Here is a 17,284-nt window from a genome sequence, read left to right as displayed (position 1 = left end):
CACATGTGTACAGTAGATTGACACCATGAGCGATGACCGAGAGGTGTTCATGGCATCCGAAGAGACTTACGACAAGCTCATCGAGCTTCTCGATCGGCACGGGGCGTCCTACCGGCTGATCGACCACGCGCCGGAGGGAAGGACCGAGATCGTCAGCGCCATGCGCGGAAACGCCGTCTCCGACGCCGCGAAGTGCATCGTCGTCATGGTGAAGCTCGGCAAGAAGGTCACCAAGCACGTCCTCGCCGTCGTGCCGGGCGACACGCGCGTCGACCTGAACGGCCTCAAGGCGCTGCTGGGCGGCACGTACGCCGCGTTCGCCTCCACCGACATCGCCGAGCGCCTCGCGGGGAGCGTGGCGGGCACGATCCTTCCCTTCTCGTTCCACCCGGACCTGGAGCTCATCGTGGACCCCTCGATCCAGGACAAGGAGGAGATCTTCTTCAACGCGGCACGGCTCGACCGGTCCATCGCGTTGCGTACGAAGGACTACCTGGCCATCTGCTCGCCGCGGCTGGCGCCGATCGCGGCACCGGCGAGCTGACCGGAGATGGACGGACAGGCCGCGAACGGCGTAGGGGCCGCCATCGGCGCCCAGGTCCGCCGGTTGCGGGAGTTCCGGGGGTTGTCCGTGGCCGAGCTGGCACGGTTGTCGGGAGTGAGCAGGGCGACCCTGTCGGGGATCGAGGCCGGGAGGGGCAACCCAACCGTCGAGACCATCTCGGCCATCGCCGTCGCGCTCCGCCTGCCCCTGGGCGACCTGCTGGCCGACCCGGCGCCGCGGACGCCGGTGCTGCTCCGGGGCACTCCCCGGCCGGAGGACAGCAAGCAGGAGCTGCTCGACCGGATGGGGGCCGGTGGGCTCGGCGAGATCTGGCGGCTCCGCCTCACCGGCATCGGACGGCGGATCGACAGCCCGCCGCACAGCCAGGGCACGATCGAGCGGATCCTCGTGCTCCGCGGCGCCGTACGGCTGGGCCCGGTCGAGCGTCCCGTGGTCCTGCACAGCGGCGACTTCGTGACGTTCGCCGCGGACGTGGCGCACTTCTACGAGGCCGTCGAGGACGAGGTGGACGCCGTCGTCGTGATGACCTATCCGGCGGCGCCCTAGAGTCCGGTCATGAGCGGGGCGTCCAGACGCGGTCCTCCGTCACCACCGCGCTGACGAGGTCGGCCGGAGTGACGTCGAAGGCGTAGTTCAGCGCCCGGGCCCCGGCGGGGGTGACGCGAATCCCCCGGAAATGGGTCACCTCCTCCTCTGCGCGGTGCTCCACCACGATGGACGCGCCGGTCTCCGTCGCCGGGTCGATGGTCGACTCGGGCGCGGCGACGACGAACGGGACGCCGGCCCGGTCCGCCGCGAGGGCCAGGCCGTAGGTGCCGATCTTGTTGGCGACGTCGCCGTTCGCGGCCACCCGGTCGGCGCCGACGACCACCGCGTCGGCCAGCCCCTGCTGCAGCGCGAACGGCCCTGCGCCGTCGCAGACGACCCGATAGTCGATGCCCACCAGGTCGAGCTCCCAGCAGGTGAGGCGTGATCCCTGCAGCAGCGGCCGGGTCTCGTCGACGATGACCTGGTCGAGCAGGCCCCTCTCGTGCAGCGAGCGGATGACGCCGAGCCCGGTGCCCCACTCCACGCAGGCCAGGGCGCCGGTGTTGCAGTGCGTGTGGATGCGCAGGGGCCTACGTCCGCACGCCTCCACCAGGAAGTCGGCGCCGCGTTCGCCGATCCGCCGGTTCGCCGCCGCGATGCGGTCCACCACGGCGACGGCGGCCCGCTCGGCCGCCTCGGGCCCGTCCGCGAGGGCGGGGACCACCTCCTCCACGCCGACCCGGAGGTTCACCGCCGTGGGGCGGGCGTCCCTGATGCGTCCGATCTCCGCCTTCAGCCGGGAGGCGCTCCATCCCGACCGCCGCGCCTGGTGGGCCGCCAGGGCCACACCCAGCGCCCCGGCGGCGCCGAGCGTCGGGGCGCCGCGCACGGCCAGGCGGACGACGGCGTCCACGAGGTCGTCGACCGTGTCGATCCTCAGCAGCCGCACCTCGTCCGGCAGCAGCGTCTGGTCGATGGCGACGATGCCGCCCTCCCGCCAGGCGATGACCGGGTTTTCGGCATACGGGTCTTTCTCCGACATGCCACCATCCTGCCCGTGAACCACCCCCGGCGGCGATCCGTCGTGGGGGCATGAGGACATCGATTCGTACGGCGGTCGCCCTCGCCGTGCTGCTGGGCATGGGAGCCACGGGCTGCGCGGGGGGCCGTACGACCCAGGATCTCCCTCCTGCTCCGGCGGACCTCACCGGACGCGTACGGCTTGTCGCGTACGCCGGCTGCGACGAGATGACGGAGGGGCTGCGGCAGGCGGCCGCACGGAACGTCACCTCATGGGGCTTCGCGGGGAACATGCTCTACGCGGCCGACGACGTCGCCACGGCGAAGCGAGCGATACCCGAGCAGCAGTACGGGCAGCAGCCGCACTCGACCACGAACACGCACGAGGCGGGTGTGGACGAGCCCGACCTGGTCAAGACCGACGGCGACCGGGTGATCACGGTCAACCAGGGTGTGCTGCGCGTCGTGGACGCGACGACCCGGAAGGTCACCGGGACGCTGCGGCTCGTCGCCGATGACCAGTTGTGGGCCCAGGCCGACCTGCTCGTCCACGGCGACCGTGCGCTCGTGCTGTTCGAGGGCGGCGGGATCATCCCGTTCGGGGCGTCGGACCGGGCCCGGGTCGGCCCCGGTGGCCCGAGATACGTGCTCGTCGACCTGTCCGGCGAGCCGCGCGTCCTCGGCGCGATGACCGTGCACGGGCAGCACGTCGACGCCCGGCAGACCGGCTCCGTGGTGCGGCTCGTCGTCCGGTCCCAGCCGGAGATCGCCTTCCCGCCCGCGAAGCCCGACGCGTCTGAGAAGGACCTGCTCGACGGCAACCGCAAGGCCGTGCTGTCCGCTCCCGGCGACGCCTGGCTGCCGTCGTACGACGTCGAGTCGGGCGGCGTGCACCGCACCGAGCGGGTCGGCTGCGACCGGGTCAGCCACCCCGACGAGTTCACCGGCACCTCGATGCTGACCATCCACACGATCGACCTGGCCGCCGCCACGCCGTTCGGCGCGCTCACGCCGATCGCGGTCGCGGCCGACGGCGACACCGTCTATGGCACGGCGAGCAGCCTCTACGTCACCAGCAATCCCCGCTGGTGGGACGCCCGCCCGATCGACGTGCTGCCGGCGCCCGGGTCGTCGGCCGCCGCGCCCACGCCGAACGTGCCGCCCGAGCGCACGGAGGTGCACCGCTTCGACGTCTCGGCCCCCGGCACCCCGCGCTACGTCGCGTCGGGATCGGTGCCGGGACGGCTGCTCAACCAATACTCCCTGTCGGAGTACGACGGTCACCTGCGGGTGGCGACGACCAGCGGCGCCGAGGTGTCCGGCGCGGCCACGAGCGAGAGCGGCGTGCACGTGCTCGACGCCGGCACGCTCACGCAGACCGGCTCGGTCACCGGCCTCGGCAGGGGCGAGCGGATCTACTCCGTGCGGTTCATGGACGGCCTCGGCTACGTGGTGACGTTCCGCCAGACCGATCCCCTCTACACGCTCGACCTGCGCGACCCGGCCGCGCCGAAGGTCACCGGCGAGCTGAAGATCACCGGCTTTTCCGCCTATCTCCACCCGGCGGGCGAGGGACGGCTCATCGGCGTCGGCCAGGAGGCGAGCGCGGAGGGCCGCGCACTCGGCACGCAGATCTCGCTGTTCGACGTCTCCGACCCGGCCGCGCCCACAGTGCTGTCGCGGTTCCACCAGAAGAAGTCCGGCTCGGAGGCCGAGTGGGACCCGCACGCCTTCCTCTTCTGGCCCGCCACCGGGCTGGCCGTGCTCCCGCTCCAGAACTGGTCCGGCGGCGGGATCTCGGGCAGCGCGGCGCTCGCGCTGCGCGTCGGCGACCGGGAGATCACCACGCTGGGCGTCGTGAGCCACCCGCGGTCCCGTGCCACGGGCGGCTTCGCCCCCGCCGACCCGGGCATCCGCCGTTCCCTGGTCATCGGCGACGACCTGTGGACCGTGTCCGACGCCGGCCTCAAGGTCAGCGACGCCGCCACGCTGGCCGACCGCGCGTGGATCCCCTTCAGCTGACGTTGCCCGGCGCCTCCGCGAGGTCGCGCGGGGGCGCGACGGGGACGATCTCCGGCGCGCCGAGGCGGATCGCGTCCGCCTCCTGGTCGGTGTCCTGCTCCTGGGAGGCCCGCTCCGCCTCGACCCGCTTCGTGTAGTACTCGACCTCGCGCTTGACGTGGTCGGCGTCCCAGCCGAGCGGACCCGCCATGAGCTCGGCGGCCTCCTGGGCGACCGCGGTCCCCCGGTGGAAGGTCTCGATCGAGATGCGGGTGCGCCGCGTCAGCGCGTCGTTGAGGTGCCGGGCGCCCTCGTGCGTCGCCGCGTACACGATCTCCGCGCGCAGGTAGTCGTCCGCGCCGTCGAGGGGACGCCCGAGCGAGGGATCGGCCTCGATGAGCGCCAGCACCTCGTCGATCAGCGAGCCGTACCTCTCCAGCAGGTGCTCGATCCTGGCCACGTGCAGCCCGGAGGCGCGCGCCATGCGATGACGGGAGTTCCACAGGGCCTGGTAGCCCTCCGCGCCCGCGAGCGGCACCTGGTCGGTGCAGGACTTCGGCACGCGCTGGTCGAGGCCGTGCGCGACCGCGTCCACGGCGTCGGCGGCCATGACCCGATATGTCGTGAACTTGCCGCCGGCCACCATGACCAGGCCCGGCACGGGGTGGGTGACGACGTGCTCGCGCGAGAGCTTGGAGGTCTCCTCGGACTCCCCGGCCAGCAGCGGGCGCAGCCCGGCGTACACGCCCTCGACGTCGTCCCTGGTCAGGGGCACCGAGAGCACCGAGTTGACCCGGTCGAGCAGATAGTCGATGTCCGCCCGCGAGGCGGCGGGGTGGGCTTTGTCGAGGTTCCAGCGGGTGTCGGTCGTCCCGATGATCCAGTGCCTGCCCCACGGGATGACGAACAGCACCGACTTCTCGGTGCGCATGATGAGCCCGCTGAGCGAGTGGATGCGGTCGCGCGGCACCACGAGGTGGATGCCCTTGGACGCCCGCACGTGGATCTGCCCGCGCCCGCCGACGAGCTGCTGGATGTCGTCGGTCCACACGCCGGTCGCGTTGACGACCTGGCGGGCCCGCACGTCGAACTCCGCGCCGTTCTCCAGGTCGCACACGCGCACCCCGGTGACCCGCTCCCCCTCCCGCAGGAAGCCGATCGCCTGCACCCGCGAGGCGACGTGCGCGCCGTACGTGGCGGCGGTACGCAGCGTGGTCATCACGAAGCGGGCGTCGTCGACCTGGGCGTCCCAATACTGCACGGCGCCGGTGAAGGCCGACCTGCGCAGCGAGGGGACGACCCGCAGCGCCTGGCGACGGGTCAGATGGCGGTGTCCCGGCACGCCCCGGGTGAGGCCGGGGGACAGCCCGAGCGTGTCGTAGAGCACGAGGCCCGCCCCGATGTACGGCCGCTCCCAGCCCGTGTGCGTGAGCGGATACAGGAACGGCACCGGCCTGACCAGGTGCGGCGCGATCCGCTTGAGCAGCAGCGACCGTTCCCGCAGGGCCTCCCTGACGAGGTCGAAGTTGAGCTGCTCCAGATAGCGCAGGCCACCGTGGATGAGCTTGGACGACCGGGACGACGTGCCGGAGGCGAAATCGCGCGCCTCGACCAGGCCCACCGAGAGCCCGCGGGTCGCGGCGTCGAGCGCGACGCCGGCGCCGACCACGCCGCCGCCGATCACGACCACGTCGAGTTCCTGCGCCTGCATCCGCGCCAGGGCGGCGGTACGTTCTGCCGGACCGAGCCTCGCCGTCCCCATCCTCGCCGTCATATGGCTCCTTCTGTACCGCTTTCGCCTCGTCCGGGTAAATCTACCCGTGAGTAGTCGCCCGCGAATCCATCTTTTCCGTCGCCTTTCCCAAGGATCTGCTTAATAGTCGGTGAACACGTCTCAGGGACGCCGGCAGGCGACCATCGACGTACGGGCGTGCGGCCCGCCGTACCAGAAGCGCCAGCCGAGGTCGTAGACCTCGACGTCGGCGGCGCCGCACTCCGTGAGCACCTCGGCGTACTGCCGGGCGTTGCGGAAGTCGGCGATCCGCAGCAGGCCGCCGGGCCTGAGCACGCGGAACGCCTCGCGCACCGCCTCCGCGCGGCCCTCCTCCTGGGGGATGTTGTGGATCGCGAGGCTGGAGACGACGAGGTCGAACGCGCCGTCGTCGAACGGGAGGTCGCGCATGTCCCCGGTGACCAGGTCGACCCGGTCGGCGACCCCCTCCGCCCGCGCGTTGGCCCAGGTGGCGTCCTGGCTGTTGCCCGACTGGTCTTTCGTCGACCACAGGTCGATGCCGGTGGCCTTGCCCGACGACAGCCGCGCCGCGGCCTTGAGCAGCACCAGGCCGCGGCCGCATCCGAGGTCGAGGACCCGCTCGTCCCCCTTCAGGCCGAGCCGGTCGAGCTCGGCGTCCCAGACCGCGAACTTGCCGCGAAGAGTGGTGTGCGCGAACACCGCGCCCCCCGCCACCAGCATGATCCCGCCCACGAGGAGCACGACGGCCGGGATCGGCCAGCCGATCCCGAAGAGCACGGCGGCGAAGGCCAGCTCGGCGACGCCGCCGAGGATCAGTCCGGCCAGCACGCCGGGCGCGTCCACACCATAGTTCGTACGCGAATCGATCACCGTTGGTTCTTACCGCCGACGCACCCGTCGTGTACAGGGCCCGTGCGCGGCGGGAGCCGCCGGACCCGGAGCCGCGTGCACGGGCCGGACGCGGGAGGATGGCGGCATGAGCGTGACTCTCTCCGATGCCCGCATCGTCACTCCCGACGGCGTCCACGACGGCTGGCTCACCATCGAGGACGGCAGGATCACCCACATCGGGCGCGGGCAGGCCCCGCGCGACGGGCTCGGCCTGGGCGGGCGCACCGTCGTCCCCGGCTTCGTCGACATCCACAGCCACGGCGGTGCAGGCGGCAGCTTCCCGGACGGCGACCCGGAGACCGCCGCCGCGGTCGCGGCCTTCCACCTCGGCCGCGGCTCGACCACCCTCATGGCGAGCCTCGTCACCGCCGCGCCCGACACGCTCGCGCGGACCGCCGCGACGCTCGCCGACCTGTGCGAGGAGGGCCTGCTCGCCGGCATCCACTTCGAGGGGCCCTACATCGCCAGATCGCGCTGCGGCGCGCACGAGCCCACGCTGCTGCGCGAGCCCGACGTGGCGGAGTTCCGGGCGCTGGTGAAGGCCGGGCGGGGCCACGTGCGGATGCTGACGATCGCGCCCGAGCTGCCGAACGCGCTCGACGTGATCAGGGAGGCCGCCGCCGAGGGCGTCGTCGCCGCGCTGGGCCACAGCGACGCGACGTACGAGCAGACGATCGAGGGGATCGACGCCGGGGCCACCGTGGCCACCCACCTCTACAACGCGCTGCCGCCGCTCGGCCACCGCGCGCCCGGGCCGATCGCCGCCCTGCTCCAGGACGAGCGGGTGACCGTCGAGCTGATCAACGACGGCGTCCACGTACATCCGGCGATGCTGCGCCTGGCCATGCACGCCGCGGGTGCGGACCGTACGGCCCTGGTCACCGACGCGATGGCGGCGACCGGCATGGGCGACGGGCGCTACCCGCTCGGCCCGATGACCGTCGACGTCGTGGACGGGGTGGCCAGGATCGCCTCCGACGCTCCCGGAGGCGGCCCGATCGCCGGCAGCACGCTCACGATGGACGTGGCCTTCCGCCGCACCGTGCGGGAGGTCGGGCGCTCGCTCGTCGACACCGCGCTGATGGCCTCGCTCACCCCCGCCCGCGTCCTCGGGCTGGACGGCGAGATCGGCTCGATCACGGTCGGCAAGTACGCCGACCTCGTGGTGCTCGACGACGACCTGGGCGTCGGCGGCGTGATGAAGCGCGGCGCCTGGATCCGCCACCCCTGACCGGCCGGGAGAAGCCGAAGGCCGGGCCCGCCGGGCCCGGCCCTCTCCAGGTCATGGTTCAGCGCTGCGGCGGGGCGACGACGACCTCGACGCGCTGGAACTCCTTGAGGTCGGAGTAGCCGGCGGTGGCCATCGTGCGGCGCAGCGCGCCGAGCAGGTTCATCGAGCCGTCGGCCAGCGACGACGGGCCGTGCAGGATCTCCCGCAGCGTGCCGATCGTGCCGAACTCCACCCGCTTGCCGCGCGGCAGCTCGGGGTGGTGGGCCTCGGAGCCCCAGTGGAACCCGCGGCCGGGGGCCTCGGAGGCCCGCGCGAGCGGCGAGCCCACCATCACGGCGTCGGCGCCGCAGGCGATCGCCTTGGCGATGTCGCCGGAGCCGCCCATGCCGCCGTCGGCGATGACGTGGACATACCGGCCGCCCGACTCGTCCATGTAGTCGCGGCGGGCCGCGGCCACGTCGGAGATCGCGGTGGCCATCGGCACGACCACGCCCAGCACGTTGCGGGTGGTGTGCGAGGCGCCGCCGCCGAAGCCGACCAGCACGCCCGCCGCGCCGGTGCGCATGAGGTGCAGCGCCGCCGTGTAGGTCGCGCAGCCGCCCACGATCACCGGGACGTCGAGCTCGTAGATGAACTGCTTGAGGTTGAGCGGCTCGGCCCGGCCCGACACGTGCTCGGCGGAGACCGTCGTGCCGCGGATCACGAAGATGTCCACGCCCGCGTCGATCACGGCCTTGTGGTGCTGCACGGTGCGCTGCGGCGACAGCCGTACGGCGGTCGTGACACCGGCCGCGCGGATCTCCTCGATGCGCCGGCCGATCAGCTCGTCCTTGATCGGCGCGGTGTAGATCTCCTGCAGCCGCCGGGTCGCGGCCTCCTGGTCGAGGGCGGCGACCTCCTCGAGGAGCGGCGCCGGGTCCTCGTAGCGGGTCCACAGCCCTTCGAGGTCGAGCACGCCGAGGCCGCCCAGGCGCCCGATCTCGATGGCGGTCTGCGGCGACACGACGCTGTCCATCGGGCTCGCCACGAGCGGAGAGTCGAACCGGTAGGCGTCGATCTGCCAGGAGATCGACACCTCCTCCGGGTCACGGGTGCGCCGGGAGGGCACGATGCCGATCTCGTCCAGCGCGTAGGCACGCCGCCCGCTCTTGCCGCGCCCGATCTCCACCTGTGTCATATCGCCTGTTCTTTCCGTTTCTTCCGGTACGAGTTATCGACCGTGGTAGTTCGGAGCCTCGACCGTCATCTGGATGTCATGCGGGTGGCTCTCCTTGAGCCCGGCCGCCGTGATCGGCATGAGCTGCGCCTTCTCGTGCAGCTCCTCGATCGTCCGGGAGCCGGTGTACCACATGCCCTGCCGCAGGCCGCCGACGAGCTGGTGGGCCACCGCCGCGACCGGGCCGCGGTAGGGCACCTGCCCCTCGATGCCCTCGGGGATGTACTTGTCCTCCCCGGACACGTCGGCCTGCGCGTACCTGTCCTTGCTGAACGACGCGCCGCCGCGCTCGCGGTTGCGCACCGCGCCGAGCGACCCCATGCCCCGGTAGGACTTGAACTGCTTGCCGTTGATGAAGATCAGCTCGCCGGGCGACTCCTCGCAGCCGGCCAGCAGCGAGCCGAGCATGACCGTGTCGGCCCCGGCGGCCAGCGCCTTTGCGATGTCGCCCGAGTATTGCAGGCCGCCGTCGCCGATGACCGGCACGCCGGCCGGGCCGCACGCCAGCGCGGCCTCGTAGATGGCGGTGAGCTGCGGGGCGCCCACGCCCGCGACGACCCGGGTGGTGCAGATCGAGCCCGGCCCGACGCCCACCTTGACCGCGTCGGCGCCCGCGTCGACCAGCGCCTGCGCGCCCGCGCGGGTGGCGACGTTGCCGCCGATGACGTCCACCCGGCCGTTGGCCTTGATCTTGGCGACCATGTCGGCCACGCCGCGCGAGTGCCCGTGCGCGGTGTCGACGACGATGACGTCCGCGCCCGCCTCGATCAGCGTCATGGCGCGCTCCTCGGCGTCGCCGGCGACGCCGACCGCCGCGCCGACCATCAGGCGGCCGTCGGCGTCCTTGGTCGCGATCGGATACTGCTCGCTCTTGGTGAAGTCCTTGACCGTGATGAGGCCCTGGAGGCGGCCGGCCTCGTCCACGAGGGGGAGCTTCTCGACCTTGTTCTGCCGCAGCAGCCGGAACGCCTCGTCGCGGTCCACCCCGACCGGCGCCGTCACCAGCGGCATCGGGGTCATGACATCGCGTACGGCCCGGCTCTGGTCGCTCTCGAAGCGCATGTCGCGGTTGGTGACGATGCCCACGAGCACGCCGTCCGCGTCGGTCACCGGGACCCCGGAGATCCGGTAGGTCGCGCACAGCCGCTCGACGTCGGCGAGGGTGTCCTCGGGAGAGCAGGTGACGGGGTTGGTCACCATCCCCGCCTCCGACCGCTTGACCAGGTCGACCTGCCGCGCCTGCTCCTCGATCGAGAGGTTGCGGTGCAGGATGCCGATGCCGCCCTGCCGCGCCATGGCGACCGCCATACGCGCCTCGGTGACCGTGTCCATCGCGGCCGACACCAGCGGGATGCGCAGCGTGATGGTGCGGGACAGCCGGGTCGTCGTGTCCGCGTCCCCCGGCTGCAGGTCCGAATAGGCGGGAACGAGGAGCACGTCGTCGAACGTGAGTCCCGGTTCGGTGAACTTGGCCATCTGCTGCACCCCTCCTGCGCTGTGGGTCCCTCGCGCGTAGGTCCCTCGCCAGACCCGAGGTCAGTCTAGTGGGCGCCCCAAACCGCTTCCGGCCGACCTGTCAAGAGGGAGGGCACAAAAAGTGGGGGGACCGGCTTCCGGTCCCCCCACTTCCCCGCGTCGTGCCCGCCACGCCCGTCGAGCCCCCCTCCGCGCCCGGCAGACGCGGCGTTCCCGGCTAACGCTGGGTCAAGAATGCGTCACGCAGCGTCTATGCGCAAGGGCGTAACGTGCAACTGCACAAAGATGCATTTCCCGTCTCCCGGAACTGTGCCGGAAACAAATGCGAACCCTCACGTCCATACAAAAGCCGCCACCGTCGGCCGTGCCAAATGTGGGAACAGTGCGGACAGCGTGCGATATCCGAGCTATTCTCGCGATCCAAGAGCGAGGGGGGTGCGGCGGAAGTCGGCGCACCGGAGGCCGGAAAACGTTTTCGCCCGGCCAATCAGCGTGTGGATCAACGCGTACGACGCGATCGGCACGCCGCGACCGGCACGGCACCATCAGTGCGGCGCGACCAGTGCGGTGCCACGGGCGCCGCGCGACCAGTGTGACCACCGACGGAGCGAGCATGAGTACGACGCGCAACCCCGCCTCCCAGGCCGACCCGTTCGAGAGCCTCGGGCTCTCCCCCGACCAGGCGGCCCTCTACACGGCCATGCTGCGGCTGCACCGCGCCACGCTGACCGAGCTGGCCGAGGCCGTCGACCGGCCCGCAGAGGACGTTCTCGACGCCCTGGACGGGCTCGTACGGCTCGGCGCGGTCAACCGGCGGCGCGAGGAGTTCCTCGCCCGGCATCCGGTCGCGACGATCGGACGGCTGGTGGCCGAACGGCTCGACCGCATGGCCCGGGAGACCCGCCAGATCGACGAGGCGCTCGCGGCGGCCGGCCGCCTGACCCATCACTACGACGCGGGCCACGACTGGCACAGCGGACGGTTCTCGGTCGAGCCGCTGAGCGGCGCCGACGAGCTCTGGGAGAGCGTGATCGGCCTCGCTTTGCAGGCGCCCCCCGCCGAGCTGGTCATGGCCGTGCCCGACCGCCGCACCATGGCCAGGTTCGCCGACGGATTCGTCGGCCAGTGGATCCAGGCCGCCGCGGACGGCATCCTGCGCCCGCGGATGGTCGTCGCGCTCGACGCCGTGTCCGAGCCCGCCATGCGGCAGGTGTGCGCGCGGTTCTCGGCGGCGGGCGCGGGGCTGCGCGCCCTCGACACGGTGCCGAGCTGGTTCTTCGCGCTCGGCGAGGGCACCGCCGGGCTGCCCGCCGAGTGGGGCGTCCCGCTGCCCGAGCACTCCTACAACTGCTACCTGGTCCACGCCCCGGTGGCGGTGGGGGCGCTGCGGGCGCTGTTCGAGGAGCTGTGGGCCCGGGCCGCGCCGATCTTCCCGCGCAACAACGCCCAGCAGGTGCTGCGGCTGGCCGCGCGCGGCCTGTCCGACGACGCCATCGCCCGCCACCTCGGCGTCTCCGTACGCACGGTGCGGGCCAGGTTCGCCGAGGCGATGTCGGAGCTGGGGGCCCAGTCCCGTTTCCACGCCGGAGTGGAGGCGGCCCGCCGCGGCTGGCTGTGAGACCACCTCCAGGATCACGGCCGGATCACGGCCCGACCAGCAGATGGGGCGCTCTTTCGCTCGTGGAGGGGGCCGTGGTCATAAGGTGGGATGCGTGCTGGAAGACGTCCCCCGCGACCCGTTCGCGGATGACCCCAACGACCCCGCGGCGGAGCTTGGAGCGCCCGATGACGTGGAGCCGCTGACGCTCGCCGAACGCGACGAGGCGCTGACCGATCTCGCCGACGTGGAGGTCTTCCGTTCCCTGCTCGAACCCCAGGGCGTGCTCGGTCTCGTCCTCGACTGCCCGGAGTGCGGGGAACAGCACTACTTCGACTGGGACCTGCTGCGCGGCAACCTGCGCCAGATGATCGACAACGGCCGGCCGCAGGTCCACGAGCCGGCCTACCAGCCCGACCCGGCCGACTACGTCAGCTGGGAGTACGCCCGGGGCTATGTGGACGGTGTGATCGACACGGAGGAGAGCCGCTGACTGTCCACGTCGACGACGAGCGCGCCGAGCAAGCGGATGGCGGCGTCCGCGCCGCCCACCAGCTCACGGCGGGCCAGCGCGTCGAGGAGGGCATCGGTCCTCAGTACTTCGCCCTCCACATCGGCATCGCCGTACGACCCGAGGTGGCGAGCCGTACGACGACGTTTCGTGGTCACGCAATCGACTCCAGCTCGGCCAGTTGCCGGAGCCTGGCGAGCGCACGATGCTGCGCGACCCGGACGGCACCTGGTGACATGCCGAGTACATTACCCGTCTCTTCGGCCGACAGGCCCGACACCACCCGCAGGATGAGGAGCTCGCGCTGCGTGTCCGGGAGCCGGGCGAGCAGATCGCGGGCGTGCTGCGCCTCGATGTAGCGCACGACCGTCTCCTCCGGTCCCGGTCCCTCGTCGGGCCCGTCCGGCAGGTCCTGCGTCGGCACGGCCGAGCGCACCGAGCTGCGCAGCGCGTCGGCCACCTTGTGGGAGGCGATGCCGAAGACGAACGAGGCGAACGGGCGGCCCATGTCGCGGTAGCGCGGCAGTGCCGACAGCACCGCGATGCACACCTCCTGGGCCACGTCGTCGGCGATGTGGTAGTGACCGGACACCCTGCCCAGTCGGGCTCTGCAGTAGCGAACCACCATCGGGCGTAAATGTCCCAGCAGTGATTCGATCGCGGTGCGATCTCCCTGTACGGCAAGGCTGGTCAGTTCCCTGAGGTCGGGCTCATCCGATCTCGTCGCAAGCCTTACCCCAGTTACGGCGTCGGCGACGCATCCCTCGGTCACGTTAGGCATGATGCCCGCCGCGATCGTTCATGTCGTCATGGTTAATGGCTACGGATTGGTCACATTGACGCGTCGATAACACGCCGTAATCATGTGATCACTCGTCCGTTGGAACATTCCAACCAGAAAGCCCAAAACGCGGGATATACGCCGGACGACTTGACAGGGAAAAAGAAGCGTGCGTCGTTCGCATTGCCCGCGAGGCGGCTTCGTCCCCGGCGGCCCGTCCCGCGACACGGCGGGCAGGGGGCGGGCACGGGGCGGGCACGGGGGGCACGGGGCGGGCACGGGGCGGAAAAGCAGCGCGCCCCGGGTCCGCCCTTGCGGGCGGGCGCGGGGCGCGAGGCGCGGAAGGCGCGGGATCAGTGGCCGTGACCGTGGCCGTGGCCGTGGCCGCCGTTGGCGGCCGGAGCCTCCTCCTCGGGCTTGTCCACGACGAGGGCCTCGGTCGTGAGCAGCATGCCGGCGATGGACGCGGCGTTCTGCACGGCCGAACGGGTCACCTTGACGGGGTCGATGACGCCCTGGCCCACCAGGTCGCCGTACTCGCCGGTGGCGGCGTTGAGGCCCTCACCCGCGTTCAACTCGGCGATCTTGGTGGTGACGACGTAACCCTCCAGGCCCGCGTTCTCGGCGATCCAGCGGGCGGGCTCGATCAGCGCCTTGCGGACGATCGAGACACCGGTGGCCTCGTCGCCGGTCAGGCCCAGGTCGTCGAGCTCCTTGGACACGTGCACGAGCGCGGAGCCACCGCCGGAGACGATGCCCTCCTCGATCGCGGCGCGGGTCGCGGAGATCGCGTCCTCGAGGCGGTGCTTCTTCTCCTTCAGCTCCACCTCGGTGGCGGCGCCGACGCGCAGCACGCACACGCCGCCGGCCAGCTTCGCGAGACGCTCCTGGAGCTTCTCGCGGTCCCAGTCGGAGTCGGACTGCTCGATCGCGACCTTGATCTCGCGGATGCGGTCCTCGATCGCCTGGGCGTCGCCGGCGCCGTCCACGATCGTCGTGGTGTCCTTGTTGACCACGACGCGGCGGGCCGTGCCGAGCACCTCGAGGCCGACGTGCTCCAGCTTGAGGCCGACCTCCTCGCTGACGACCTGGCCGCCGGTGAGGATCGCGATGTCCTGCAGCATGGCCTTGCGGCGGTCGCCGAAGCCCGGGGCCTTGACGGCGACGGACGTGAAGGTGCCGCGGATCTTGTTGGTCACCAGGACGGCCAGGGCCTCGCCCTCGACGTCCTCGGCGATGACCAGCAGCTGGCGCTTGGTCTGGGCGACCTTCTCCAGCAGCGGCAGGAAGTCCGCGATGGAGGAGATCTTGCCCTGGGTGATGAGGATGTACGGGTCCTCGAGGACCGCCTCCATGCGCTCGGAGTCGGTCACCATGTAGTGCGACAGGTAGCCCTTGTCGAACTGGAGGCCCTCGGTGAACTCCAGCTCCAGGCCCATCGCGTTGGACTCCTCGACGGTGATGACACCGTCCTTGCCCACCTTGTCGAACGCCTCGGCGATCAGGCCGCCGATCTTCGCGTCCTGCGCGGAGATCGTCGCGACGTTGGCGATCTCCTTCTTGTCCTCGACGTGGCGGGCGCTGCTGAGCAGGCGCTCGCTGACCGCCTGGGCGGCCTTGTCGATGCCGCGCTTGAGCCCGAGCGGCTGCGCGCCGGCGGCCACGTTGCGCAGGCCCTCGCGGACCATGGCCTGGGCCAGGACGGTCGCGGTGGTGGTGCCGTCGCCCGCGATGTCGTTGGTCTTGGTGGCGACTTCCTTGGCGAGCTGGGCGCCCAGGTTCTCGTACGGCTTGTCCAGCTCGACCTCGCGAGCGATGGTCACACCGTCGTTCGTGATCGTCGGCGCACCGAACTTCTTGTCGATGACGACATTGCGGCCGCGGGGGCCGAGCGTCACCTTGACGGCGTCGGCGAGAGCGTTCACACCACGCTCGAGAGCGCGCCGCGCGTCCTCTTCGAACTCCAGGATCTTCGGCATTCAGGTCTCCTTGTGAGCGCGCGGAGCCCCGGGCGCAAGGTCCCGGGGCTCCACAAGCCGGCGCGGCCTACTTCTCGATGATGGCGAGCACGTCGCGGGCCGAGAGCACCAGGTACTCCTCGCCGCCGTACTTGACCTCGGTGCCGCCGTACTTGCTGTAGAGGACGACGTCGCCCTCCTTGACGTCGAGCGGGATGCGCTTCTCGCCGTCCTCGTCCCAGTTGCCCGGGCCCACAGCGAGGACACGGCCCTCCTGCGGCTTCTCCTTGGCGGTGTCCGGGATGACCAGGCCGGAGGCGGTGGTCTGCTCGGCCTCAAGCGGCTGGACCACGATGCGGTCGCCAAGCGGCTTAACGGGAACCTTGGTGGCGGTCGTCACGATCGGACCTCCCCTTCAGATTGCGATGAATGAGCTGAAGAGGCGACCAGCGGCCTGCCGTCGCGGGTGTCAGACCTGTCTCGTCGCTGTTGGCACTCTCAATGGCAGAGTGCCAACACGAAACAGTATGCAAGTGGCGCGTGACAGTCAACACGAACCGGCATCGCAGGTCAGACGCATCCGGCGGCGACGCTCCCGAGGTTATGCCCCGTCCGCCGCGCCGGCGTCACCGCCGCCCGCTTCCGGCGGACCGGCGCCTCTCAGCAGGGACAGGCCGCGGGAGGCGCGACGGCGGGCCGGGTTGCCGGCACAGGCGGCGGGGCCACGTTGCGCGGACAGGTCGCGGGGAGTCGCGGCGACAGGCGGCGGGCCAGGTCGCGGGGACAGGGCGCGGGGCGCGGGGCGCGGGGACAGGGCGCGGGACGCGGGGACAGGGCGCGGGGAGTCGCGGCGACAGGCGGCGGGGCCACGTCGCGGGGCACGGGGACGGTCAGGCGCGCGAGGCGTACGACCCGGAGCGGACGTCGTCCAGGAGGCCGGGGCGGCTCGGCCTCCAGCCGAGGACCTTCCTGGCCAGGTCGCCGCTCACCACCTGGCTCAGGGCCAGCCCCTCGGCGAAGGGACGCCCGAGCACCTCACCCGCCTCGTCGATCGGCCACGGCACGGCCTTCCCCGTACGGCCCGCGGCCGCCGCCACGTCGGCGACGCTCACCGCCTCCTCGGCGACGGCGTGGAAAAGGCTCCCCGGCGCCGCCTTCTCGATCGCGAGCACGAGCAGGTCCGCCAGGTCGTCGACGTGCACGGTCGCCCAGGTGGGCGCCGGGCCGCCCGCGTGGACATAGCGGCCGTCCTCCTGCCCGGGGGCGGTGAGCAGGGTGGGGATGCCGACGCCCCGGCCGTACACGATGCCGGGCCTCACGACGACGCCGCCCGCGTCGAGCACGAGCCGTTCCACCCGCGGGCGATAGCGGGAGGGGGTGATGGGGTTCACCGGCGCGTCCTCGCCCGCCGCCTCGGTGGTGGCGCCGAGCACCCAGACGCCGCTGATGTAGACGAGCCGCGCGCCCCCTCCGGCCAGCGCCTCGATCGCCGCGACGTCCACCTGCTCGTCACCGGTGGGGTTGGCGGAGTGCACGACGACGTCGATGTCCGGCGTCACCGCGCTCTTGAGGGTCTCGGGTTCGTACAGGTCGCCATGGCGCACCTCGCCGGGAACGGCGGTGTCGCGGGCCTTCGGCCGTACGAGCGCGACCGCCTCGTGGCCGCGCTCGGCGAGCCGCTCCGTCAGCACCGAACCGATGTAGCCGGTCGCGCCCAGCACCAGGATCTTCATTTTTCCACCTCTAACATTTTGAT

At 71.7% G+C, this 17,284-nt stretch carries 16 protein-coding genes; 6 read left to right on the top strand and 10 right to left on the bottom strand.

The features are described from left to right. Positions 1-25: 25 nt before the first annotated feature. Together OHB01_RS16315 and OHB01_RS16310 are read left to right on the top strand one after the other, a co-directional pair. Positions 26-544, top strand: a complete 519-nt coding sequence (locus OHB01_RS16315) for a YbaK/EbsC family protein (protein WP_240971185.1) — start codon at positions 26-28, stop codon at positions 542-544. Between the two features lie 6 nt (positions 545-550). Continuing rightward, positions 551-1,111, top strand: coding sequence for a helix-turn-helix domain-containing protein (locus tag OHB01_RS16310; RefSeq protein ID WP_142646678.1), 561 nt, complete (start codon positions 551-553; stop codon positions 1,109-1,111). Between the two features lie 7 nt (positions 1,112-1,118). Here OHB01_RS16310 and mtnA read toward each other — a convergent pair whose 3' ends face one another. Continuing rightward, positions 1,119-2,135, bottom strand: coding sequence for an S-methyl-5-thioribose-1-phosphate isomerase (mtnA, locus tag OHB01_RS16305; RefSeq protein ID WP_147943713.1), 1,017 nt, complete (start codon positions 2,133-2,135; stop codon positions 1,119-1,121). A gap of 50 nt (positions 2,136-2,185) precedes the next feature. On the opposite strand from mtnA, the gene OHB01_RS16300 reads away from it, so the two are divergent. Beyond that, a complete protein-coding gene (locus OHB01_RS16300; protein WP_328855594.1) occupies positions 2,186-4,135 on the top strand; it encodes a beta-propeller domain-containing protein in 1,950 nt (649 codons plus the stop codon). Here OHB01_RS16300 and OHB01_RS16295 read toward each other — a convergent pair. Both OHB01_RS16295 and OHB01_RS16290 read right to left on the bottom strand, forming a co-directional pair. Next, positions 4,128-5,888, bottom strand: coding sequence for a glycerol-3-phosphate dehydrogenase/oxidase (locus tag OHB01_RS16295; RefSeq protein ID WP_142646681.1), 1,761 nt, complete (start codon positions 5,886-5,888; stop codon positions 4,128-4,130). The two genes, OHB01_RS16300 and OHB01_RS16295, sit on opposite strands and share 8 nt — an antisense overlap. Positions 5,889-6,008: 120 nt before the next feature. Then, positions 6,009-6,737 (bottom strand): class I SAM-dependent methyltransferase, encoded by a 729-nt coding sequence (locus tag OHB01_RS16290; protein WP_221889888.1) that lies wholly within the window; start codon positions 6,735-6,737, stop codon positions 6,009-6,011. A gap of 106 nt (positions 6,738-6,843) precedes the next feature. Between OHB01_RS16290 and nagA the strand changes: the two genes are divergently transcribed. After that, entirely contained in the window at positions 6,844-7,989 is a 1,146-nt protein-coding gene (gene nagA, locus OHB01_RS16285; protein WP_142646682.1) for an N-acetylglucosamine-6-phosphate deacetylase, read from the top strand. Between the two features lie 58 nt (positions 7,990-8,047). Here the strand turns inward: nagA and OHB01_RS16280 are convergent, their stop codons facing one another. Then, entirely contained in the window at positions 8,048-9,166 is a 1,119-nt protein-coding gene (locus OHB01_RS16280) for a GuaB3 family IMP dehydrogenase-related protein (RefSeq protein WP_185948944.1), read from the bottom strand. Positions 9,167-9,199: 33 nt separating this feature from the next. After that, complete coding sequence (guaB, locus tag OHB01_RS16275) at positions 9,200-10,681, bottom strand: IMP dehydrogenase (protein WP_328855593.1); 1,482 nt, start codon at positions 10,679-10,681, stop codon at positions 9,200-9,202. 613 nt (positions 10,682-11,294) lie between these two features. Between guaB and OHB01_RS16270 the strand changes: the two genes are divergently transcribed. After that, positions 11,295-12,299 carry a helix-turn-helix transcriptional regulator gene (locus tag OHB01_RS16270; RefSeq protein WP_328855592.1) on the top strand — a complete coding sequence of 335 codons (1,005 nt, stop codon included), beginning with the start codon at positions 11,295-11,297 and terminating at the stop codon, positions 12,297-12,299. A 94-nt stretch (positions 12,300-12,393) separates the two neighbouring features. Continuing rightward, positions 12,394-12,771, top strand: coding sequence for a DUF5319 domain-containing protein (locus OHB01_RS16265; protein ID WP_030508386.1), 378 nt, complete (start codon positions 12,394-12,396; stop codon positions 12,769-12,771). Here the strand turns inward: OHB01_RS16265 and OHB01_RS16260 are convergent. The 5 genes from OHB01_RS16260 to OHB01_RS16240 all read right to left on the bottom strand — a co-directional run bounded on the left by OHB01_RS16260 (position 12,732) and on the right by OHB01_RS16240 (position 17,261). After that, positions 12,732-12,947, bottom strand: coding sequence for a hypothetical protein (locus OHB01_RS16260; protein WP_142646685.1), 216 nt, complete (start codon positions 12,945-12,947; stop codon positions 12,732-12,734). The two genes, OHB01_RS16265 and OHB01_RS16260, sit on opposite strands and share 40 nt — an antisense overlap. Next, positions 12,944-13,570: a sigma-70 family RNA polymerase sigma factor gene (locus OHB01_RS16255; RefSeq protein WP_328855591.1), complete on the bottom strand. Its 627-nt coding sequence runs from the start codon at positions 13,568-13,570 to the stop codon at positions 12,944-12,946. Before OHB01_RS16255 ends, OHB01_RS16260 begins: the two co-directional genes overlap by 4 nt. A gap of 353 nt (positions 13,571-13,923) precedes the next feature. After that, positions 13,924-15,549: a chaperonin GroEL gene (groL, locus tag OHB01_RS16250; RefSeq protein WP_142646687.1), complete on the bottom strand. Its 1,626-nt coding sequence runs from the start codon at positions 15,547-15,549 to the stop codon at positions 13,924-13,926. A gap of 67 nt (positions 15,550-15,616) precedes the next feature. Continuing rightward, entirely contained in the window at positions 15,617-15,931 is a 315-nt protein-coding gene (groES, locus tag OHB01_RS16245; RefSeq protein WP_111699864.1) for a co-chaperone GroES, read from the bottom strand. Positions 15,932-16,418: 487 nt separating this feature from the next. Next, positions 16,419-17,261, bottom strand: a complete 843-nt coding sequence (locus tag OHB01_RS16240) for an NAD-dependent epimerase/dehydratase family protein (protein WP_328708363.1) — start codon at positions 17,259-17,261, stop codon at positions 16,419-16,421. Positions 17,262-17,284: the final 23 nt, after the last annotated feature.

This window comes from Microbispora hainanensis, assembly GCF_036186745.1.
Classification (GTDB): domain Bacteria; phylum Actinomycetota; class Actinomycetes; order Streptosporangiales; family Streptosporangiaceae; genus Microbispora.
This window is presented reverse-complemented; position numbering and strand designations above follow the sequence as displayed.